A 17,976-nucleotide genomic window follows, 5' to 3' on the forward strand; every position below is an offset into this window, starting at 1 on the left:
CCTCTTCCGCGGCCGGAGGGCGGAAGCACTTATTGTTTTTGTTGTGGCTCGCGTACTGCGGTACGAGCGGCTCGCGAGCATTACAACTCTGGGAGTGTCAGGCTCACAAAGCCCTGACTGCACATCATCTGGTACTTTTTTGCACCGTTACGGTTGATCGATGAGGTTGATTCGGTACCTGTGCAAACGCTCGCTTAGTGGGGGCTAGCGCTCTGAAACCTCGGGGAAAAGCGGTGCGACCGGCCTTTAACCGTTCATGGCGGCGGGAGATCCTCATGTGACACGCAGCGACGAAGCGTATCAGCTGGCGAGGTTCTGCTCGGTCAACCGCTGCTCAACCAGACGGCGGTAGCAGGAGGGGGTCATGCCCTTGAGCTGCTGAAAGCGCCGATTGAAATTGGACAGGTTATTGAAGCCTGACTCAAAGCAGACGTCGGTGACCGGTTTGTCGTTGTCCAGCAGCAGCTCGCAGGACTTGCTGATGCGCAGGCTGTTGACGAACTCGACATAACAGCGGCCCGTGGCGCGTTTGAAAAAGCGTGAAAAATAGGTGGGCTTCATGCCCAGGTGACTCGCGACTTCTTCGAGCGGCAGTTCGCGCATGTAATGGTCGAAGATGTAGTTGACCGCCATGTTGGTGCGGTCGGCGTGGTGCTCATCTCCCAGCTGCGACGAGGTGGCGCCGGAGAGCAGCTGATAGTCGTCGCAGCTGGCCAGCAGCTCTAGCATGATCAGGAAATAGCCGAGGCGGGTGGCCCCGCTGCTGCCGGCGACCCGATGCATCAGCCTGCTGGCCTCGGCAATGGTCTGCGGACAGCGGTACTCGATCCCATAGCGTGAACGCTCGAGCATCGGCGTCAAACTGCGTAGTTCGGAAAACACGTTGTGGCCCGCTTCGAACAGTTCGTCGGTGAAATTGACGAGCATGTCGCGCTTGGCGACCGCTTCACCCTCATCGACCTGGCTGATCCAGTTGTGTGGCAGATTCGGGCCGGTCAAGAACAGGCTGTTGGGACCGAAATTGCCGACATAATCCCCAACGAAGACCTTGCCCGAACTGGCGACGATCAAATGCAGTTCGTATTCCTTGTGATTGTGCCAGCGCACCAGCGGGCACGGAAAACCATGTTCACGGTAGATCAGCGAGTTGCCGTGGTGATCGTCCATCAGTTCGTAGGATGGGTCAGAGATCTTTAACGCTTTCATGCCCGTTTCCGTCGTCCTTATTGTTATCCCCTTGGGGTTATAGACGTTCGCGCTGTTGTGGCCAACCGTCAGACAATTTCGTATCGGTAGGGCAGGTCCGGGCCGCGACGGGAACAGGTGATCGCCGCTGCCTGAACGGCAAACGCCAGCATGGCCTGCAACTGGTCGCGCTGAATCTGCGCCAGGGCTGCGGCTGTATCCAGCTTGTGTTCGTGCAGGTAGCTGAGCAGCGCGGCCTGGAAGGTATCGCCGGCACCAACCGTATCGCGCACGTTCACAGGTTTTGCCTCCACATAAAACTCGCCCTGGCGGCGGCTGAACAACTGTGCGCCTTCTCTGCCTCGGGTCAACACCACCAGTTCGCAGCCTCCTTGCAACCAGCGCCGGGCGATGGATTCGGGGGTTTCGCCAGGATAAAGCAGAGCCAGATCCTCATCGCTGACCTTGATGAGATGCGCAAGCGCAGCGATCGCCTCGACACGCTCGCGCCAGCGGGCCAGGTCCGGTTCGACGTTTAGGCGGATGTTGGGATCGAAGGAAATGAGCCGGCGCTCGCTTTCGCGGCGGACCAGCGACAGCAGGGTGTCAGCGATCGGGGCGGTGACGATGGAGTAGGAGCCGACGTGAATGCCGCGGATCTCATCGCTGAGCGAGGCGAGATGCTCGTCGCGTGGGAGGCGATCGGCACAGCCTTCGCCGCGAAAGCTGTAGACGGGTGAACCGTTGGCACCCAGGGCGACCATCGCCAGTGTGGTGGGTGCATCGAAGTCGATCAGATAGCGCGTATTGACTCCTTCGTCCTCAAGCACTTGCCGCAGTTGCTGCCCCAAGTGGTCTCGGGACATGCCCGTGAGCAAAGCCGACGGCGTCCCGAGGCGGGAGAGGCCGACCGCTACGTTAAAGGGCGAGCCGCCAGCCACCGCGTCGAGACTCAAGCGGTTGCGCAGGGTGCCCCCGGGCGCTACAAAAACGTCGAACAGGGCTTCGCCACAAACCAGATACATGATCATTTCCGCTGCTGGAAATCGTTTGAGCTTAATCGTGGCCGTCGCGACATAACAGTACGCCGCAGGCTATCGATCGATACGATTTTGCACAGGTCCGACGCCGCTCAATACACCCATACCTCGACACGGCGGTTCTTTACGCGACCGCTATGCGTGTTCGAGGCTACTGGAAGTTCGTCGCCTAAACCGTTGATTTCTCTAACGAGTATTCCGCCCCGGGCGAGCTCTCTACGAACCGCCATGGCACGAAGTTTGGAGAGCAAAGCGGTACGCGCCGGGTCGCCCGAAGCGTCTCCGAATCCAACCAGGACCGCCGCGCTCATCGTTTTGTTGGTGCTCTGCAGGTACTCGATCAGCCGCTCGACGTCACGTTGCGCCTTGTTGTCCAAGCGCGCGCTACCTTCATCGAAGCGGAAGTTAACCGTCAGACGCTGCGCCTGGCTGGCGAGGTTTTGGTACGGCTGCGGCATGCCAGGCGATGGAGAGAGGGTGATCGCGTTGATTGCTTGCCCGATGTAGCCCGACTTGGCGACGATGGCTTGGCCAGCAGCACTGTGCACGAAGCTTAGAAAGGTTCGGGTCCACTCCGACTGCTGAGCCGGGTTCGCATAGAAAAACAACCGCCGCGACAATGGATAGTCCTCGGTCGCCACCAGTGCTGTGCTGGGTAGCATGGGCTGCGAATCACCGTCTGCTATTGCCAGTGCGCGGGCTTTACCCACCGATGCGAGGCCGACGAAACCAATCGCGCCGGGGCGACCACTGACGATCTGTGAGAGTTGGTCATTGGATTCATAGCGGGCGGCATCGGCGGCCAACGTCTTCCCCTGTGCTCCGAGCACCAGCTCCTTGAAGGTGTCGAAGGTGCCGGACTGGTCATCCCGCGCGTGCAGCTCCACAGGTATGTCTTTGCCGCCGAGCGCTTTCCAGTTGCGGATTTCACCGGCAAACAGGTTGGCGACCTGCTCAACGCTGAGTGAGGAGACTGGGTTGTCGGGGTTTACGATGATTGCCAGTCCGTCGATCGCAATCACCTGCTCGGCTGCTGCGCTGCGCAAGTCGCCGAGGGCGGAGAGGCTTGCATACTCGCTGTCCTTGATGGGGCGCGAAGCAGCCGCGAGATCGGAGGAGCCGTCTTTAAGCCCGGCGAAACCGGTGCCGGTGCCGTGTGCTGCAACAAGGGCATGAACCGCTCGGCCGGAGCTGTCGATGGCACTGATGCGCTGTTCGTTCTCCTTGCCGGCCGGGCTGATTCGCACCGAACTCAGGCCCTGCGCTTCGAAGAGGCCGGCCAGCAGCATCGGTGCGAGCTTCGCACCGACCGTGTTGGATCCCTGAATACGCAGGACCGGACTGTTGTTTACGGGGGTAGCCAATGGCTCGCCTAGCGCGAGCGGGCTGGCGCAAAGTAGGCCGAAGGCCCACAGGCGCAGCGCCCGTTTTCCCTTGCCGCTTACGGACGCTGAACCTGTCATGCGATGACTCTCCCTTTCAAAGAAGCGGGGAGATTAAGACGCTTTGCTTACCGTTATGTGACAGTCGGCCGCGGCGGGTCGAGGTTGTCGATCAGATCGCAAAACTATGTGCAGGCTCACCCAACTGCGGCATCGGCAGCATGATGATCAGCGCAGCGCGATCCACACGGGGCAGTGGTCCGAGGGTTTTTCCATGCTGCGGATGTCATAGTCGACACCGCAATCTGTGACGCGCTCATGCAGGCCTGCAGTGGTCAGGATCAGGTCGATGCGCAGCCCTCGGCGTGGGTCATCTTCGAATCCGCGGCTGCGGTAATCGAACCAGCTGAAACGATCGACGACTTCAGGGTTGAGCGTACGGAAGCTGTCTTGCAATCCCCAGTTCTTCAGGCGAGCTAACCACTCGCGTTCTTCCGGCAGAAAGCTGCATTTGCCGGTGCGCAGCCAGCGCTTGGCGTTCACCTCCCCAATGCCGATGTCACAGTCTTCGGGCGAGATGTTGAAGTCGCCCATCACGGCTACGGATTGCTCCGGGGTAAAGCGCTCTTCGAGCAGCGCCTGAAGATCTGCGTAGAACTTGGTTTTGGCGGGAAACTTGGTGGGATGAATGCGGCTTTCGCCTTGTGGGAAATAACCGTTCATGACGGTAACCGGCTCGCCGTTGGCATCGGCAAAGCGGCCCCAGATGAAACGCTTCTGCGATTCTTCGCCGTCGCCGGGAAAGCCTTTGTGGATCTCAAGTGGAGCCTGTCGAGATAACAGCGCGACACCGTAGTGCCCTTTTTGGCCATGAAAATGAACGTGATAGCCAAGGGCTTCGATTTCGGCTTGAGGAAACTGCTCGTCCGCCACTTTGGTTTCCTGCAGACCGATCACGTCGGGCTGATGCTTCTCAATAATGGCAGAAAGCTGATGAGGTCTAGCTCTTAAGCCATTGATATTAAAAGAAACAAGCTTCATCGGCAGCGGCTCCGGCAAAACCGCAATTCTACTGGTATGGCGGTGCTACGGCGAGCCGTAATAATCGATCCGGTTCTCGTCCGGCAGAACTCCGATACGGGTGCTAACGTGAAACAAGCTCCGAGGACATAACAAGAGAACCGCTATGCCGATGACTGCAGAAGTACGAATGCTCGACAGTGGTTACGCCAGGGAAATACGCTCGCTTCTGTACAACGCTTACCGACACGAACCGACCTTCGCCTATCTATTCGAAGCTGATCGCCCCGGCTACGAGCAGCGTGTCCGCGCAACCGTCCGCGAGCTGGTCAATCAGCACCTGCTGCAGGATCAGCCCGCGCTTGGGCTGTTGCTCGATGATCGGCTGATCGCTGCCGCGCTGATTGCGCCACCGCAGCGTCGGCTGGACATTACCGAAAGCTGGGCCTGGCGAATGCGCATGCTGCTCACAGCGGGCTTTCGCTGTACGCGGCGTTACCTTGATTACCACGCCGCGGTGCTGGGTTGTCTGCCGCCGGGCTCCTATCATGTATTGCCGCTGATGGCGGTTCATCCCAAGTGCCAGGGGCAACACTACGGCGAACAGCTGCTTGAAGCGCTGCATAACTGGTGTGCTGCGGACTCGGCATCGGAAGGCCTCGTGATCGACACTGGCAACCCGCGCTACCTGCATTTTTATGAACGTCAGGGCTACCAAGACATTGGCCAGGTGGCGATCGGCCCGGTCGTTGAGCATGTGTTCTTCCATCCGGCGCCGCGACAGGTCGAATCATCTACTGCATAGAGCGAATTTTGCGCCGGGGCGACAGTCGTACTGATGTTGTCCAAAGAAGTGCTCCCATGCTCTCGTCTGACGCTGTAAATGCCGAGCTACACGCATCGACACTTCGCCAAAGCCCAGTGCGCAGCGTGCTAGCATCCTTGGCCATGCCTATTTCTCTCCTTCGCCGTGTCGTTCCGACAGGCCTCATGTTGTGCTGTGCATCAGCGGTGTACGCAGCTGAACTCGACGTCAAGCTCACGCCATCAAACGATGCGCTGCGGGAAAACGTCGAGAACTACATCGGCGAGCTAGGCGATCGCAACGAAGAAGAACTGCTGCGCTACAGCCGTATCGCCCAGGAGCAGGCGAACAAAGCCCTCCAGGCGTTGGGCTATTACCATGCTGAAATCGAAACCAGGGTCACCGATGGGGAAAATCCGCAGTTAGCGCTGCGAATCAGGCCCGGCGAGCCGGTTCGTCTGCGAGATATCAAGGTGCAGGTCAACGGACCGGCCGCCGAGCTGCAGACGTTTCGGGTGCCGCGCAACACATTGAAACCAGGCGCTGTGCTCAATCACGGGCAGTACGAAGCGGTCAAACAACGGATTCTCAACCAGGCCTCGCGTTATGGGTTTTTCGACGGACGTTTCGAGCGCCAACGTCTGGAGATCAACCCCGACACGAATGCCGCTGACGTCGAGTTGGTCTTCAACAGCGGGCCGCGCTATCTGCTCGGCGATGTTGGGTTCGAGGGTGACTCGCCGTTTGACCCGGATCTGCTGACGCGCATGGTGCCTTTCGAACCCGGCACGCCGTATGACTCGGAGCTGATTGCCGAGCTCAACCAGGCGATGCAGTCCAGCGGCTATTTTGAAGGTGTGCGGGTCGATGCCAATCCGGCCAACGCCAATCAACAGCGCATTCCCGTCGCTGTGCAGTTGACCACGCGAGAGCCGCGCACGCTCGGACTTGGATTGGGCTACTCGACCGACGTCGGTCCGCGTATACGCTTCGATTTCACCCGTCATTGGGTCAACCCGCAGGGCCACAGCTACGGCATCGAGTCCGAACTGTCCGCCCCGCGGCAGAACGTCGGCGTCTTCTATGACGTGCCGCTGGACCCACCTTTGACCGACAAACTGCGCTACGCGGCTGGCTATCAGTACGAAGAGCTGAGCGACAAAGATAGCCTGAGTCGACTACTGACGGTTGGCCCCGAGTGGCACCGCAGGTTGCCCAGCGGCTGGCAGCGCGTTTGGGCGTTGAAGTGGCGCCATGAGCAGTACGAGCTGGGCGATGATTCTGGGGTCAGCACCTTGTTGATGCCTGGTGTGGCCTACAGCTTTCTGCGCAGCGACAACCGCCTCGATCCCAGTCATGGCTATCGCTTGAGGTTCGAGCTGGGCGCGGCGAAGGAAGGCGTGTTCTCGGATGCTGATCTGGTCCATGCCAACGCGACGGTCAAGGGCCTGACCACGCTGGGCGCTCGGCATCGCTTTCTCGGGCGGGTGGAAGTGGGCGGCAACTGGACGGACGAATACACCAACGTGCCGCCATCGCTGCGCTATTTCGCCGGTGGTGACCAAAGCGTGCGGGGCTACGACTACCAGAGCCTGTCACCGACCAACTCCGATGGCGACCGAATCGGCGGGCGTTACCAGCTCGCGGTCAGCGCCGAGTACCAGTATTCACTGACCGAGAAATGGCGCCTGGCGACCTTTGTCGATCAGGGTAATTCGTTCAACTCGTTAGAGCTGCCGAGCCTCAAAAGCAGCGTAGGTGTCGGCGTGCGCTGGGTCTCGCCGGTTGGGCCGATTCGCGTGGATCTGGCTCATCCGCTGGATGGGGAAGGTGGTGTTCGGTTGCATTTTTCCATGGGGCCGGAGCTTTGAGGCGTAGTGCGAAAATAGTCAGCTGGGTTCTGCTGTTTCCGTTGGCCCTGCTCATGGCCATCGTTCTGGCGGTTGGCCTGCTGGTCGGTACCGAAGCCGGTAGTCGTTGGGTGTTGGGCAAAGTCCCTGGGCTGCAGGTCGAAGCATTCAGCGGGCGTCTAGGCGGCCGTTGGCAGGCGGACGGTCTGGTATGGGAACAAGATAGTCGCCGGGTCGAGGTGGCGTCGCCGCAGATGAGCTGGTCGCCCAGTTGCTTGCTGCGTAAGACCCTTTGCATTGAAGAGCTGGTCACTGGCGATATCGATTTGCAGTTTCCTCCTGCTGACGAAGAAGAGACAGCAAGCGAGCCCTTCCAATTGCCTGAGCTTGATCTGCCGCTCGAGCTGCGTATCGAGCGAGTCGACATCGGTGCGGTCAAGCTCAACGGCGTTCAACAGTTGCAGGGGGCCGAACTGCAGGCAGACTGGGACGAGCAGGGGCTCGCCATCAGGTCTTTGACGGTTCGCCGTGATGACGTTGTGCTCGAGCTTGCGGGCCGCCTACTGACCAAAGCCGACTGGCCGCTGGCGCTGGAGGGGACCGCGGCGATCCGCTCGCCAAACGCGCAGCCCTGGGCGTTGAAGTTCGAGGTTGATGGCGAGCTGCGCGAACATTTGATGGTCGACGTGCAAAGCCAGGGCTACCTGGACGCCAAACTCAGCGGCTGGGTGCGCCCGCTTGAACCGGACGTGCCAGCAAATCTGCTGTTGGCGTTGGAGAATTTCAAGGCCGCACCGGAGCTGCCAGATGCCTTGCGTCTGGAGGCGCTGGAGCTGACCGTCAAAGGCGATATGGAACAGGGCTACCGCTTGGACGGTAACGGGAGCCTACAAGGCGAGGGCGGTGCGGTGGCTGTTGCGCTGAACGGCCTGGTGGACAAAGTGCACGCAGAGATCGAGGCCTTTAGCCTGGATGCGGGCGAGCAGCAGGGCGTCGACTTGAGCGGTGCCGTTAGCTGGCAGGACGGTCTGGATGCACAAGCCCAGTTGGCTTGGCGTAATTTCCCATGGCGCCGCCTCTATCCCGATATTGAGGAACCACCTGTTGCGCTGCGAACCCTCGATGCGCAGATCCAGTATGACGACGGTAACTACCTCGGGAATTTCAATGCTGCGCTGACAGGCCCTTCCGGTGATTTCACGCTGCAGAGCCCTGTCAGCGGCAACCTCGAAGTGGTGCACCTCCCGCAGCTGGAACTGCAAGCCGGACAGGGCAGAGCCGAAGGAAACCTCAGCGTCGGGTTCGCAGACGGCGTCGACTGGACGACTCGGCTTAAGCTGAGCGAATTCGATCCGTCTTATTGGGTCGCGGAGCTGCCAGGGCAGATCGGCGGCACGTTGAGCAGTAGCGGAGCCTTGCGAAACGAAAATCTGCAGGCTGAGGCCGCTCTCGACTTGAATGGCACGTTGCGCAAACAGCCGCTCAAGCTTCAGCTACAGGCGAGCGGCGAAAACGCCACCTGGAACCTGCCGACGGTCGATCTGCGTCTTGGCGACAACCGCATCCAGGGCAGTGGCCGCTGGGCTGAGACGCTTGAGGCGAACCTGGCGCTCGATCTCTTGCGTCTGGGCCAGCTTTGGCCTGACCTGAGCGGCAAACTGACGGGTAACCTCGACCTGGCAGGCACGCCAGACGCACCTCAGGGAAAGCTGGCGCTGAGCGGCGCTGATGTTGCGTTCCAGAACAATCGAATCCAGCGCTTGCAACTTGCCGCCAGTCTCTCGGAGGGCGAGCGCGGCCAGCTCAGCCTGGACGCAACAGGCTTCCAGGCCGGAGCGACCGAAGTGGGTCAGTTGCAACTGAGCGCCGAAGGCACGCAAACCGACCACCAGGCGAGCCTGCTGCTACAAGGGCCATTGCTCGACTTGTCGTTGGCGTTGACCGGCGGGCTCAAAGGTGGCGATTGGCGGGGCCGGTTGGTAGAAGCCGAACTGGATGCTCAGGGGCAGCAGTGGGCCTTGCGGGACCCAGCGACCCTGCAGCGCCTGGAGAACGGCCGGATTACGTTCGGCGCGCACTGCTGGCTCTCAGGGCAAGCCACGCTGTGTGCCGACGATCAGCGGCTGCAACCTGACCCACAGTTGCGCTACCGCCTGCGCGACTTTCCGCTCGAGTCGCTTGCCGAATACCTGCCGGACAATCTGATCTGGCAGGGCGAAGTCAATGCGGATCTAGCGCTGGATCTGCCGAGTGCGGGTCCAAGCGGGTCTATCCGTGTCGACGCCGGCCCTGGCATGTTGCGCATGCGCGACGGTGAGCAGTGGCTCGATTTCCCGTACCAGACCTTGTCGTTGACTAGCCAACTAGCCCCGAAACAGGTGGATAGCAGGCTGCGATTCGAGGGAGGTGATCTTGGCGATCTGGATGCCCGACTGCGGGTAGACCCCAGTGGTGAGGTCAAGCCAATCTCTGGCAATTTCCAGCTAAGCAATTTCGATCTGTCTGTTATCAAGCCTTTTGTTGTGCAGGTCGAGCGACTCGACGGACAACTGAACGGCAATGGCCAGATCTCGGGCACGCTGCAACAGCCACAGATCAACGGAGAACTGAGGCTTACTGAAGGCGAGATTGCGGGCGCTGAGCTGCCGGTCAGCTTCGAGCAGCTGCAGGTCACGGCCATCATCGACGGCGAGCGGGTTCGTGTCGACGGTGACTGGCGCAGCGGCGAGCAGGGCCAGGGGCATATTGCAGGAACGATCGATTGGGCACAGGCGCTGGACCTCGATCTGCGAATCAGCGGCAGTCAGTTGCCTGTGATAGTCGAGCCCTATGCTGAGCTCGAAATCGCGCCCGATCTACGCATTCAGTTGGCTGACGAGCAGCTGGCCGTAAGCGGGAAGCTTCGTGTGCCACGCGGCGAAATTACCGTCCGCGAGCTGCCGCCCTCGACGGTGAAGGTGTCTGAGGATGCGGTCATCGTCGGCGCCGAAGCGGAAGAGAACAAGCCACCCATGGCCATTCGCATGGATGTCGACGTTGAAGTTGGGCAGGACAGGCTGCGCTTTTCCGGCTTCGGTCTAACGGCGGATCTTGCCGGCTACCTGCACATAGGCGACGACTTCGATGCGCGTGGTGAGCTCAGCCTCAACAAGGGTCGTTACCGCGCTTACGGCCAGCGCCTGACGATCCGCCGTGCCCGGTTGTTGTTCACCGGTGTGCTGTCGCAACCCTACCTGGATATCGAAGCCATTCGGCGTATCGAAGACGAGAATGTCATTGCGGGCCTGCGTATTACCGGCAGTGCAGAGCAGCCACGCGTCGATGTATTTGCCGAACCCGCCATGAGTCAGGAGCAGGCATTGTCCTACCTGGTGCTTGGCCGGCCCCTTGGCGCCGAGACGGGTGACAGCAATCTGCTGGCCCAAGCGGCCCTTGGACTCGGCTTGGCCGGCAGCGCGTCGATTACCGGCAACGTCGCGCAACGCCTGGGTATCGAGGATTTTCAGCTGGACACTGAAGGTAGCGGTGCAGACACCAGTGTAGTCGCGAGCGGGAAGCTAACGGATCGGCTGACCTTACGTTATGGCGTAGGGGTGTTCGAGCCTGCCAATACGGTTGCGTTGCGCTATCAGCTGACCAAGCGGATTTTCCTCGAAGCGGCCAGCGGGCTCGCCAGTTCATTGGACGTCTTTTACAGGCGGGATTTCTGATCATTTCCCCCAAAATAATGCCGCGGTTCGACTGGCATTGGCGCTGCGCTAGGCTACGCTCACAGGCTTCCGTATGCGGCAACCTGGCGCGGGTTCGCAGGCTGACTAACCGGTCGCTCGCTCGTCCCGCTCATACGCTACAGATCCCACACAAAGGGTGTGGCGCCAAGGGCTAAAGGTGGTGGTAGGATCGCTCGGTCGCTCCTTGCATGGCGGCTGATGCGAGGCTCTAGCATGAGTCTTGCAGGTTGTCGGTAACGCTCCGGACATTGAAGTCGGAGTATTACCGGGTCGTTCGGGCAGCAGTTGAAGTCGCGTTCTCCACGCGCCGTTCAGTGTTCGTACCGACTCGGCCCGCTCGGGCAAGGATGTCTAACATAATCAATAAGGGTGCTTTGAATGGAATTCCTGCAAAACCTGGTTAATAGCGTCAACGGTCTCGTCTGGGGACCGCCCATGCTGGTGCTGATTCTCGGTACCGGTCTTTTCCTTATGGTCCTGCTCAAGTTCATGCCGCTGGTGCGCATAGGTACTGGTTTCGCACTGATTTGGCGCGGACGTACAAAAGGCGACGACGACACAGGGGAAATCAGCCCGTTTCAAGCGCTGATGACGTGTCTGGCCGCAACCGTGGGCACCGGCAACATTGCCGGTGTCGCCACCGCAATTTTTCTCGGCGGGCCTGGCGCGCTGTTCTGGATGTGGTGCACGGCGCTGGTGGGAATGGCGACCAAGTACTGCGAAGTCGTGCTGGCGGTGCATTACCGGGAAAAGGATGACCGCGGCGAGCATGTCGGCGGACCGATGTACGCCATCAAGAACGGCTTGCACAAGCGTTGGTTATGGCTGGGCGGCGCCTTTGCCATCTTTGGCGGCTTGGCTGGGTTCGGTATCGGCAACATGGTGCAGGTCAACAGCATGGCGCTGGCGCTGGAGGCCACTTTCTCAGTACCGCTGTGGGTCACCGGTCTGGTCACCATGCTGTTCGTTGGGCTGGTCATTCTTGGCGGCATCAAGCGCATCGGTGCGGTAGCCGCAGCGTTGGTGCCGTTCATGTGCGTGGCCTATGTCATCGCCGGCATCGTGGTGCTGGTGGTGCACGCTGCTGAGCTGCCGGCTGCGTTCGACTTGATCTTCACGCACGCCTTCTCGCCAATCGCTGCGACCGGCGGCTTTGCCGGTGCGGCTGTGATGGCTGCGATTCGCTTCGGCGTGGCGCGTGGCATCTTCTCCAACGAAGCGGGGCTGGGCACTGCAGGTATCGCGCAGGCCGCCGGCACCACCAAAAGCTCGGTACGCTCGGGTCTTATCGGCATGATGGGTACCTTTATCGACACCATCATCATCTGCTCGATCACCGGCCTGGCGATCATCTGCTCCGGTGTCTGGACCGGTGGCGAAAGCGGTGCGGCGCTGTCTGCAGCAGCCTTCGAGTCGGCAATGCCTGGTGTTGGTGCGGCGTTGTTAACTATTGCACTGGTGGTGTTCGCGTTCACCACGATCCTGGGCTGGAGCTATTTCGGCGAAAAGTGCTGGGAGTTCTTGGTCGGTACCAAGGCGATCTGGCCGTTCCGGGTCATCTGGGTCCTGGCTGTTCCGTTCGGCGCGATCGCTCAGCTCGATTTCGCCTGGCTGTTGGCGGACACCCTGAATGGCCTGATGGCAATTCCTAACCTCGTCGCGCTGCTGCTGCTGAGCCCGGTGGTGGTCAAGTTGACCAAGGAATACTTTGCCCGCACACACGCCGCTTAAAACCCGCGCCGCGGGTACGCCCGCGGCCCATGACTGAGAGGAGTTCGCATGACTGAAGTAACCCTGAAAGGCAATCCGATCCAGGTTGCCGGCAACTTTCCGCAGGCTGGCCAGAAGGCGGCGCCGTTCAGCCTGGTAGGCGGAGATCTGTCCGACGTGACGCTTGCGAGCTTCGCGGCTAAGCGAAAGATCTTGAACATCTTCCCAAGCATCGATACGCCGACCTGTGCCACCTCGGTGCGCAAGTTCAATGCACAGGCCAACGAACTGGCTAATACAGTGGTGCTGTGTATCTCTGCCGATTTGCCTTTCGCGCAAAAGCGCTTCTGCGGCTCTGAAGGCCTGGATAATGTCATCAACCTATCCACCATGCGCGGGCGCGAGTTCCTGGAGAACTACGGTGTACTGATCGCGAGCGGCCCGCTTGCCGGTGTGTCGGCTCGCGCTGTCGTAGTGCTGGATGAACAGGACCAGGTGCTTCACAGCGAGCTGGTTGCCGAGATCGGTTCCGAGCCGGACTACGACGCTGCGATTGCGGCGCTTAAATAAGCGCTGCCAATAGGAAGCGGTGCAACGCCGCTTCCTTTGTCTCTGAAATCTGACGACAAAAATACACCCCAGCCGCACCTCTTCTTTGCCATTAATCAATTGGCTGAATAACCCTACTGACGCTTAGCTTCAGTACGTGGTTTTCCAAACGCAGCCGTGCCAGGCAACGGCGACAGGCGCTGATTTGCAGCACCGTAAAATCTTTTTCTGTCGCTGCGGTCAGAGCATTCGTTGCCTATTGAATGGATTCGCTTATGTCTAGCTCGCACATCAAGAAAAAGATCGGTGTATCCGGCACAGGGATGATCGCGCACTGCTTCATCCGGCTGATCAAGCAGCACTATCACGATCTGGAAATCTCGCGAGTTCTGACTCGCCGCCCATTGAATTCCTTCACTGATTTTCCGCTGTCTGAACGCCTTACCAATTCGATTGATCATCTGATCGCTGATTCTGACTTGATCGTCGAGTGCAGCGGTGATGTCTTTCATGGCACCGAGGTCATCGAGCGAGCGTTCGAGGCTGGCTTGCCGGTTGTGACAATCAATGCTGAGCTTCAGGTCACCACGGGTTCGTACTTGGCTGGCAAGGGCTTCATTACCGAGGCCGAGGGCGACCAGCCGGGGTCATTAGCGGCGCTTCATGAAGAAGCGTTGATGATGGGCTTCAAACCGTTGGTCTACGGCAACATGAAGGGCTACCTGAACCACGATCCCTCGGTTGAGGACATGCGGTACTGGGCAAAGCGCCAAGGCATAAGCGTAGACCAGACCACTTCGTTCACCGACGGCACCAAAGTGCAGATCGAACAGGCAATAGTCGGCAACGGCCTGGGCGCAACGATCACCAAGCAGGGGCTGGAAGGCTTGGCTTCGACCAATTTGACGGAATCGGGCAACCTGCTTGGCATGATGGCCGAGCGGCTGGGGCAACCCTTTGTGGATTATCTGATTCCTTCCGGTTATCCCGCGGGCGGTGTTTTCCTGGTCTGTCGCCATGATGACGATCAGCGCGCTGCCATCGAGTATTTCAAGCTCGGCCCCGGCCCGTATTACACGCTGGTGCGCCCATTCCATCTCTGTTCGCTGGAAGTCGGTAAAACCGTGCGCCGAGTGCTCAGTGGTGGTGATGTGCTGCTGAACAACTCAGTCACACCGACTCTGGGTGTGGGCGCAATTGCCAAGCGAGCCATGCGCCCAGGTGAGCTGATCGAGCGAGGCATCGGCGGATTCCAATTTCGCGGCGAGGCCCTAAAGCTCGATCAGCATCCCGATCATGTCCCGATCGGCCTGTTGCGCAAGACTGCATTGAGGAGGGCGGTCGAGCCGGGGCAGCTCATCACCTTCGATGACGTCGATATCCTGCCCAGTCGTGCTCTAGACATCGTCATGCAACAGCGCGCTGCATCTGGGGCAAGCGTTCTGCAGAAACCGCCGGCCGACCATGGGCGCGCCGCTTTGGCGGTGATGGGCAGCTGACAGCTGACCAGTACTGAGCGAAAGCCAGCCGACTGTTTTTCTGTTAGTTCAAGCGTTCGGAGCACCACCCTAATTTCACGCGTCGAGAACAGCCGATCTCGGTGACCGGGATCGGCTGTTGTTGCAGCCGTTCCGACGACTGACTCGTGCGCTCGGGTAGGAGCTCCAGCTCAACTAGACCGCATAGCCAAGCATCCTAGGCAGCCAAAGGGCGATTTCCGGAAAAACCGCCACTAGGATCAGTGCACTGCCCATCACCAGAACGAACAGCAAGGCCCAACCAACCGTTTGCTCCAGGCGGATCTTGGCGACTTCCGCGGTCACCATAAGATTAATTGCGACCGGTGGGGTGAATTGGCCGATGGCAATGTTCATCGCGAGCAAAATACCGAACCACACCGGGTTCCAGCCGAAGTGCTGCATCACGGGAATCAGGATCGGCATCAGAATCAGGTAGATGGAAATTGCATCTAGCAGCATGCCGGCCAGCAACACTGCGACCATCACCAGGATGAGCAGTACCGCTCCGCTATCTGACAGCGAAATCAGCCATTCGGCGAGGTGGCGGAAGGTGCCGAGCATCGTGCCAGCCCAGGCGAAGATGCCCGCCAACGCGATAATCAACATCACTACGCCAGAGATCACCGCTGCCTCGCCACAGAGCCGCCAGAGGTTGCGCCAGTCCAATTCGCGCGTAACGAACAAGCCGATGACCACGCCATAGGTCACGCCGGCAACCGCTGCCTCGGTCGGCGTGAAAAGGCCGCTGCGAAGGCCACCCAGAATCAGTACAGGGGCAAAGAGCGCTGGCAATGCCTGGCGGAAACTGTCAGCCAGCGGTGGACGTTCAGCACCTTCTGGATTTTCCCAACCGTAGCGGCGCGCCAACAGCCAGGCAGGTAGCAGCAACACAAGGCCTGCAAGTATTCCCGGGAAAAGTCCGGCTGCAAACAAGGCTCTCAGGTCGACGCCGGGAACCACGATGGAATAGAGGATCAGCGCAATGGAAGGCGGAATCAGAATTGCCGTCGAGGCGGATGCGGCGATCAGCGTGGCTGAGAATGGCTTGGGGTAGCCGGCGCGGGTCATGCTCGGCAACATCACCATGGCCACCGCGGCAGCATCGGCGGGGCCGGAGCCGCTCATGCCACCCATGATCAGGCAGACCAGGATGGCGACCATCGCCAGGCCGCCGTGGCGCGGGCCGATCAGGGCCTGGGCGAAGCGCACCAGACGTAGCGCCACGCCGGATTTCTCGAATACGAGGCCGGTGAGGATGAACAGCGGAATGGCAATCAGGGGATATTTGGCTACGCCGTTGTAGGTGTTGGTGCCGAGCGTGGCGAGCATGTCCGGTGATAGACCAGCAAGGATGCCAATGGCGCCGGAGAGCGCCAGGGAAAATGCAACCGGTACGCCAATCAGCAACAACACTAGAAAGCTTGCGAGCATCCAGAGATCAGGGCTCATCGGTGAGCCTCCCACGCAGCCTGTCGATCGTCATCTGGGTCAGGCGTATAAGCATCATCAGCGCCAGCAGTGGCAGCCAGACCACATACCACCAGTTCGGCAGCCCCAGGCCGGGAGACTCGGATTCCCACTGGTATTCCTCCAGCGCGAACTGCCCGCCGTACCAGAGGACCATACCGAGCACCAATACGCTGGCCAGCCACTGCAACAGGATCAGCGGCGTACGCAGGCGCGGAAACATCCGCTCGGCAAAGCCTATGCGGATGTGGCGGTTACTGCGCATGGCCACCGAGGCGCCGGCGAAGGTGAGAATCACAAGGAGAAAAACGGAAATTTCTTCGGTAAAGGCGAAGGAGGCATCGGTGAAATAGCGCACTACCACGTTGGCCAGGCTGATCAGGCTGATGATCACCAGCGCTAGGGTAGCCAGCACGCGCTCAAGGCGCGCGTCCTGTCGATTGTTCATGGGTTTCCTCGAATCCCGGCGGCATCGCGCCGCCGGGTAGAACGGTTTTTACTTTGCTACGGCCGTGCGGGCTGCTTCGACCAGATCGGCGCCGATCTTAGATGTCCACTTCTCTTGCACGCTGCGAGTCGCATCGACGAACGCTTGATGCTCGGCCTCGCTCAGTTCGGTGACTTCGACGCCGCGAGCGCGGATGTCTTTCAATCGCTTGGCTTCGGCGTTGCGCGATAGCTCGATTTCCCACTTGCCAGCGTCGATGGCGGCCTGGCGCAGCAGCTCGCGGTCGGCCTCCGGCAGTTCCTTCCAGACACGCTGGTTGACCGCGAAGATCAACGGGTCGGCCATGTAATGCCAGAGCGTCAGGTACTTCTGCCCAACCTGATCGACCCGCGCCACATCGAACACCGAGAGCGGGTTTTCCTGGCCATCAACTGCGCCGGTGGTCAGCGCCGGTTTGGCATCGGCCCAGCTCATCTGCGTCGGGTTGGCGCCCAGGGCGGTGAAGGTGTCCTGAAAAAGCGGCGAACCGACTACGCGAATCTTCAACCCCTTCAGGTCGGCGGGCGTCTTCACAGGCTTGACCGAGTTGGAAATCTCGCGAAATCCGTTCTCACCCCACGCGAGCGGGACAATGCCTCGTTTCTCGATAGCAGCGAACGTCTGCTTGCCAGCCTCACCCTGAGTGATGGCGTCGAGATCGGTGCTGTCGGCCATTAAAAAGGGCAGGGAAAAAAGATTCAGCTCTGGTACTTGTGGTGACCAGTTGATGGTCGAACCGACAGCCATGTCGATCAAGCCGGAGCGCATGGCGGAAAATTCCTTGGTCTGGTCGCCTGCAACCAATTGCGCGTTGGGGTATACGCGCAGAGTTATCTCGCCATTCGACCGCTCCTCGACCAGGTCAGCCCACTTCTGGGCGGCTTGTCCCCAGGGGAAGGCGTCGGAAAGCACAGTGGAAACGGAATACTCACGAGCCGAAGCGGCAAAAGTAACAGAAAGCGCAGCAGCGGCAGCCAGCGCGGTCAAGCAGCGGGTCAGTTTCATGGGGCGTCCTTGTTCGGATCGGAATTTTTATTGGCGAACGGTCGGCACTGAGCATAGTGCTCGGCTCGACGATGGCTGGTAAACCATCGAAACGCGCGGGTTGCGCGAAGGACGCGGTAGGCTGCGTGCGGATAGGAAGCAGCGAGACTCGCAAGGCGTCACAGTTGCCGCCGGCCTTGTGGGCAGGTGGCATACCGGCCGGATTCGACTGGTCGTACAACTATC

13 protein-coding genes are annotated in these 17,976 nt (G+C 60.0%); 6 read left to right on the forward strand and 7 right to left on the reverse strand.

The features are described from left to right. Window positions 1-300 precede the first annotated feature (300 nt). The 4 genes from C1896_10190 to C1896_10205 form a co-directional block, all read right to left on the reverse strand. On the reverse strand, window positions 301-1,206 hold the full coding sequence (locus tag C1896_10190; GenBank protein ID AZZ45240.1) for an AraC family transcriptional regulator: 906 nt from the start codon (window positions 1,204-1,206) through the stop codon (window positions 301-303). A 68-nt stretch (window positions 1,207-1,274) separates the two neighbouring features. Continuing rightward, window positions 1,275-2,210 (reverse strand): carbohydrate kinase, encoded by a 936-nt coding sequence (locus tag C1896_10195; GenBank protein AZZ47613.1) that lies wholly within the window; start codon window positions 2,208-2,210, stop codon window positions 1,275-1,277. A gap of 107 nt (window positions 2,211-2,317) precedes the next feature. Next, entirely contained in the window at window positions 2,318-3,688 is a 1,371-nt protein-coding gene (locus tag C1896_10200; protein AZZ45241.1) for a hypothetical protein, read from the reverse strand. Between the two features lie 147 nt (window positions 3,689-3,835). Then, a complete protein-coding gene (locus tag C1896_10205) occupies window positions 3,836-4,648 on the reverse strand; it encodes an exodeoxyribonuclease III (GenBank protein ID AZZ45242.1) in 813 nt (270 codons plus the stop codon). A gap of 145 nt (window positions 4,649-4,793) precedes the next feature. Between C1896_10205 and C1896_10210 the strand changes: the two genes are divergently transcribed. From C1896_10210 to C1896_10235, 6 genes are all read left to right on the forward strand, one after another. Next, window positions 4,794-5,432, forward strand: a complete 639-nt coding sequence (locus C1896_10210; GenBank protein ID AZZ45243.1) for an N-acetyltransferase — start codon at window positions 4,794-4,796, stop codon at window positions 5,430-5,432. 143 nt (window positions 5,433-5,575) lie between these two features. After that, complete coding sequence (locus tag C1896_10215; protein ID AZZ47614.1) at window positions 5,576-7,303, forward strand: hypothetical protein; 1,728 nt, start codon at window positions 5,576-5,578, stop codon at window positions 7,301-7,303. A 53-nt stretch (window positions 7,304-7,356) separates the two neighbouring features. Next, window positions 7,357-10,992, forward strand: coding sequence for a hypothetical protein (locus C1896_10220; GenBank protein AZZ47615.1), 3,636 nt, complete (start codon window positions 7,357-7,359; stop codon window positions 10,990-10,992). 399 nt (window positions 10,993-11,391) lie between these two features. Then, window positions 11,392-12,744 carry a sodium:alanine symporter family protein gene (locus C1896_10225; GenBank protein ID AZZ45244.1) on the forward strand — a complete coding sequence of 451 codons (1,353 nt, stop codon included), beginning with the start codon at window positions 11,392-11,394 and terminating at the stop codon, window positions 12,742-12,744. 48 nt (window positions 12,745-12,792) lie between these two features. Further along, entirely contained in the window at window positions 12,793-13,293 is a 501-nt protein-coding gene (locus tag C1896_10230) for a thiol peroxidase (protein AZZ45245.1), read from the forward strand. Window positions 13,294-13,547: 254 nt separating this feature from the next. Beyond that, a complete protein-coding gene (locus C1896_10235) occupies window positions 13,548-14,771 on the forward strand; it encodes an NAD(P)-dependent oxidoreductase (GenBank protein ID AZZ45246.1) in 1,224 nt (407 codons plus the stop codon). Window positions 14,772-14,945: 174 nt separating this feature from the next. On the opposite strand, the gene C1896_10240 is transcribed toward C1896_10235, so the two are convergent. From C1896_10240 to C1896_10250, 3 genes are read right to left on the reverse strand one after another with little or no spacing between them, the layout of a single operon-like run. Continuing rightward, window positions 14,946-16,241, reverse strand: a complete 1,296-nt coding sequence (locus tag C1896_10240; protein AZZ45247.1) for a C4-dicarboxylate ABC transporter — start codon at window positions 16,239-16,241, stop codon at window positions 14,946-14,948. Then, window positions 16,231-16,707 carry a TRAP transporter small permease gene (locus C1896_10245; protein ID AZZ45248.1) on the reverse strand — a complete coding sequence of 159 codons (477 nt, stop codon included), beginning with the start codon at window positions 16,705-16,707 and terminating at the stop codon, window positions 16,231-16,233. Before C1896_10245 ends, C1896_10240 begins: the two co-directional genes overlap by 11 nt. 48 nt (window positions 16,708-16,755) lie before the next feature. Then, on the reverse strand, window positions 16,756-17,751 hold the full coding sequence (locus C1896_10250; protein ID AZZ45249.1) for a C4-dicarboxylate ABC transporter: 996 nt from the start codon (window positions 17,749-17,751) through the stop codon (window positions 16,756-16,758). Between the last annotated feature and the right edge of the window lie 225 nt (window positions 17,752-17,976).

This window comes from Pseudomonadaceae bacterium SI-3 (assembly GCA_004010935.1).
Classification (GTDB): domain Bacteria; phylum Pseudomonadota; class Gammaproteobacteria; order Pseudomonadales; family Pseudomonadaceae; genus Stutzerimonas.

Excerpts from the sequence above, each read along its gene's own strand:
- C1896_10235 (AZZ45246.1), top strand. The coding sequence starts at position 13,548 with ATGTCTAGCTCGCACATCAAGAAAAAGATCGGTGTATCCGGCACAGGG.
- C1896_10240 (AZZ45247.1), bottom strand. The coding sequence starts at position 16,241 with ATGAGCCCTGATCTCTGGATGCTCGCAAGCTTTCTAGTGTTGTTGCTG.
- C1896_10250 (AZZ45249.1), bottom strand. The coding sequence starts at position 17,751 with ATGAAACTGACCCGCTGCTTGACCGCGCTGGCTGCCGCTGCTGCGCTT.
- C1896_10220 (AZZ47615.1), top strand. The coding sequence starts at position 7,357 with ATGGCCATCGTTCTGGCGGTTGGCCTGCTGGTCGGTACCGAAGCCGGT.
- C1896_10200 (AZZ45241.1), bottom strand. The coding sequence starts at position 3,688 with ATGACAGGTTCAGCGTCCGTAAGCGGCAAGGGAAAACGGGCGCTGCGC.
- C1896_10195 (AZZ47613.1), bottom strand. The coding sequence starts at position 2,210 with ATGTATCTGGTTTGTGGCGAAGCCCTGTTCGACGTTTTTGTAGCGCCC.
- C1896_10215 (AZZ47614.1), top strand. The coding sequence starts at position 5,576 with ATGCCTATTTCTCTCCTTCGCCGTGTCGTTCCGACAGGCCTCATGTTG.
- C1896_10230 (AZZ45245.1), top strand. The coding sequence starts at position 12,793 with ATGACTGAAGTAACCCTGAAAGGCAATCCGATCCAGGTTGCCGGCAAC.
- C1896_10210 (AZZ45243.1), top strand. The coding sequence starts at position 4,794 with ATGCCGATGACTGCAGAAGTACGAATGCTCGACAGTGGTTACGCCAGG.
- C1896_10190 (AZZ45240.1), bottom strand. The coding sequence starts at position 1,206 with ATGAAAGCGTTAAAGATCTCTGACCCATCCTACGAACTGATGGACGAT.
- C1896_10245 (AZZ45248.1), bottom strand. The coding sequence starts at position 16,707 with ATGAACAATCGACAGGACGCGCGCCTTGAGCGCGTGCTGGCTACCCTA.
- C1896_10225 (AZZ45244.1), top strand. The coding sequence starts at position 11,392 with ATGGAATTCCTGCAAAACCTGGTTAATAGCGTCAACGGTCTCGTCTGG.
- C1896_10205 (AZZ45242.1), bottom strand. The coding sequence starts at position 4,648 with ATGAAGCTTGTTTCTTTTAATATCAATGGCTTAAGAGCTAGACCTCAT.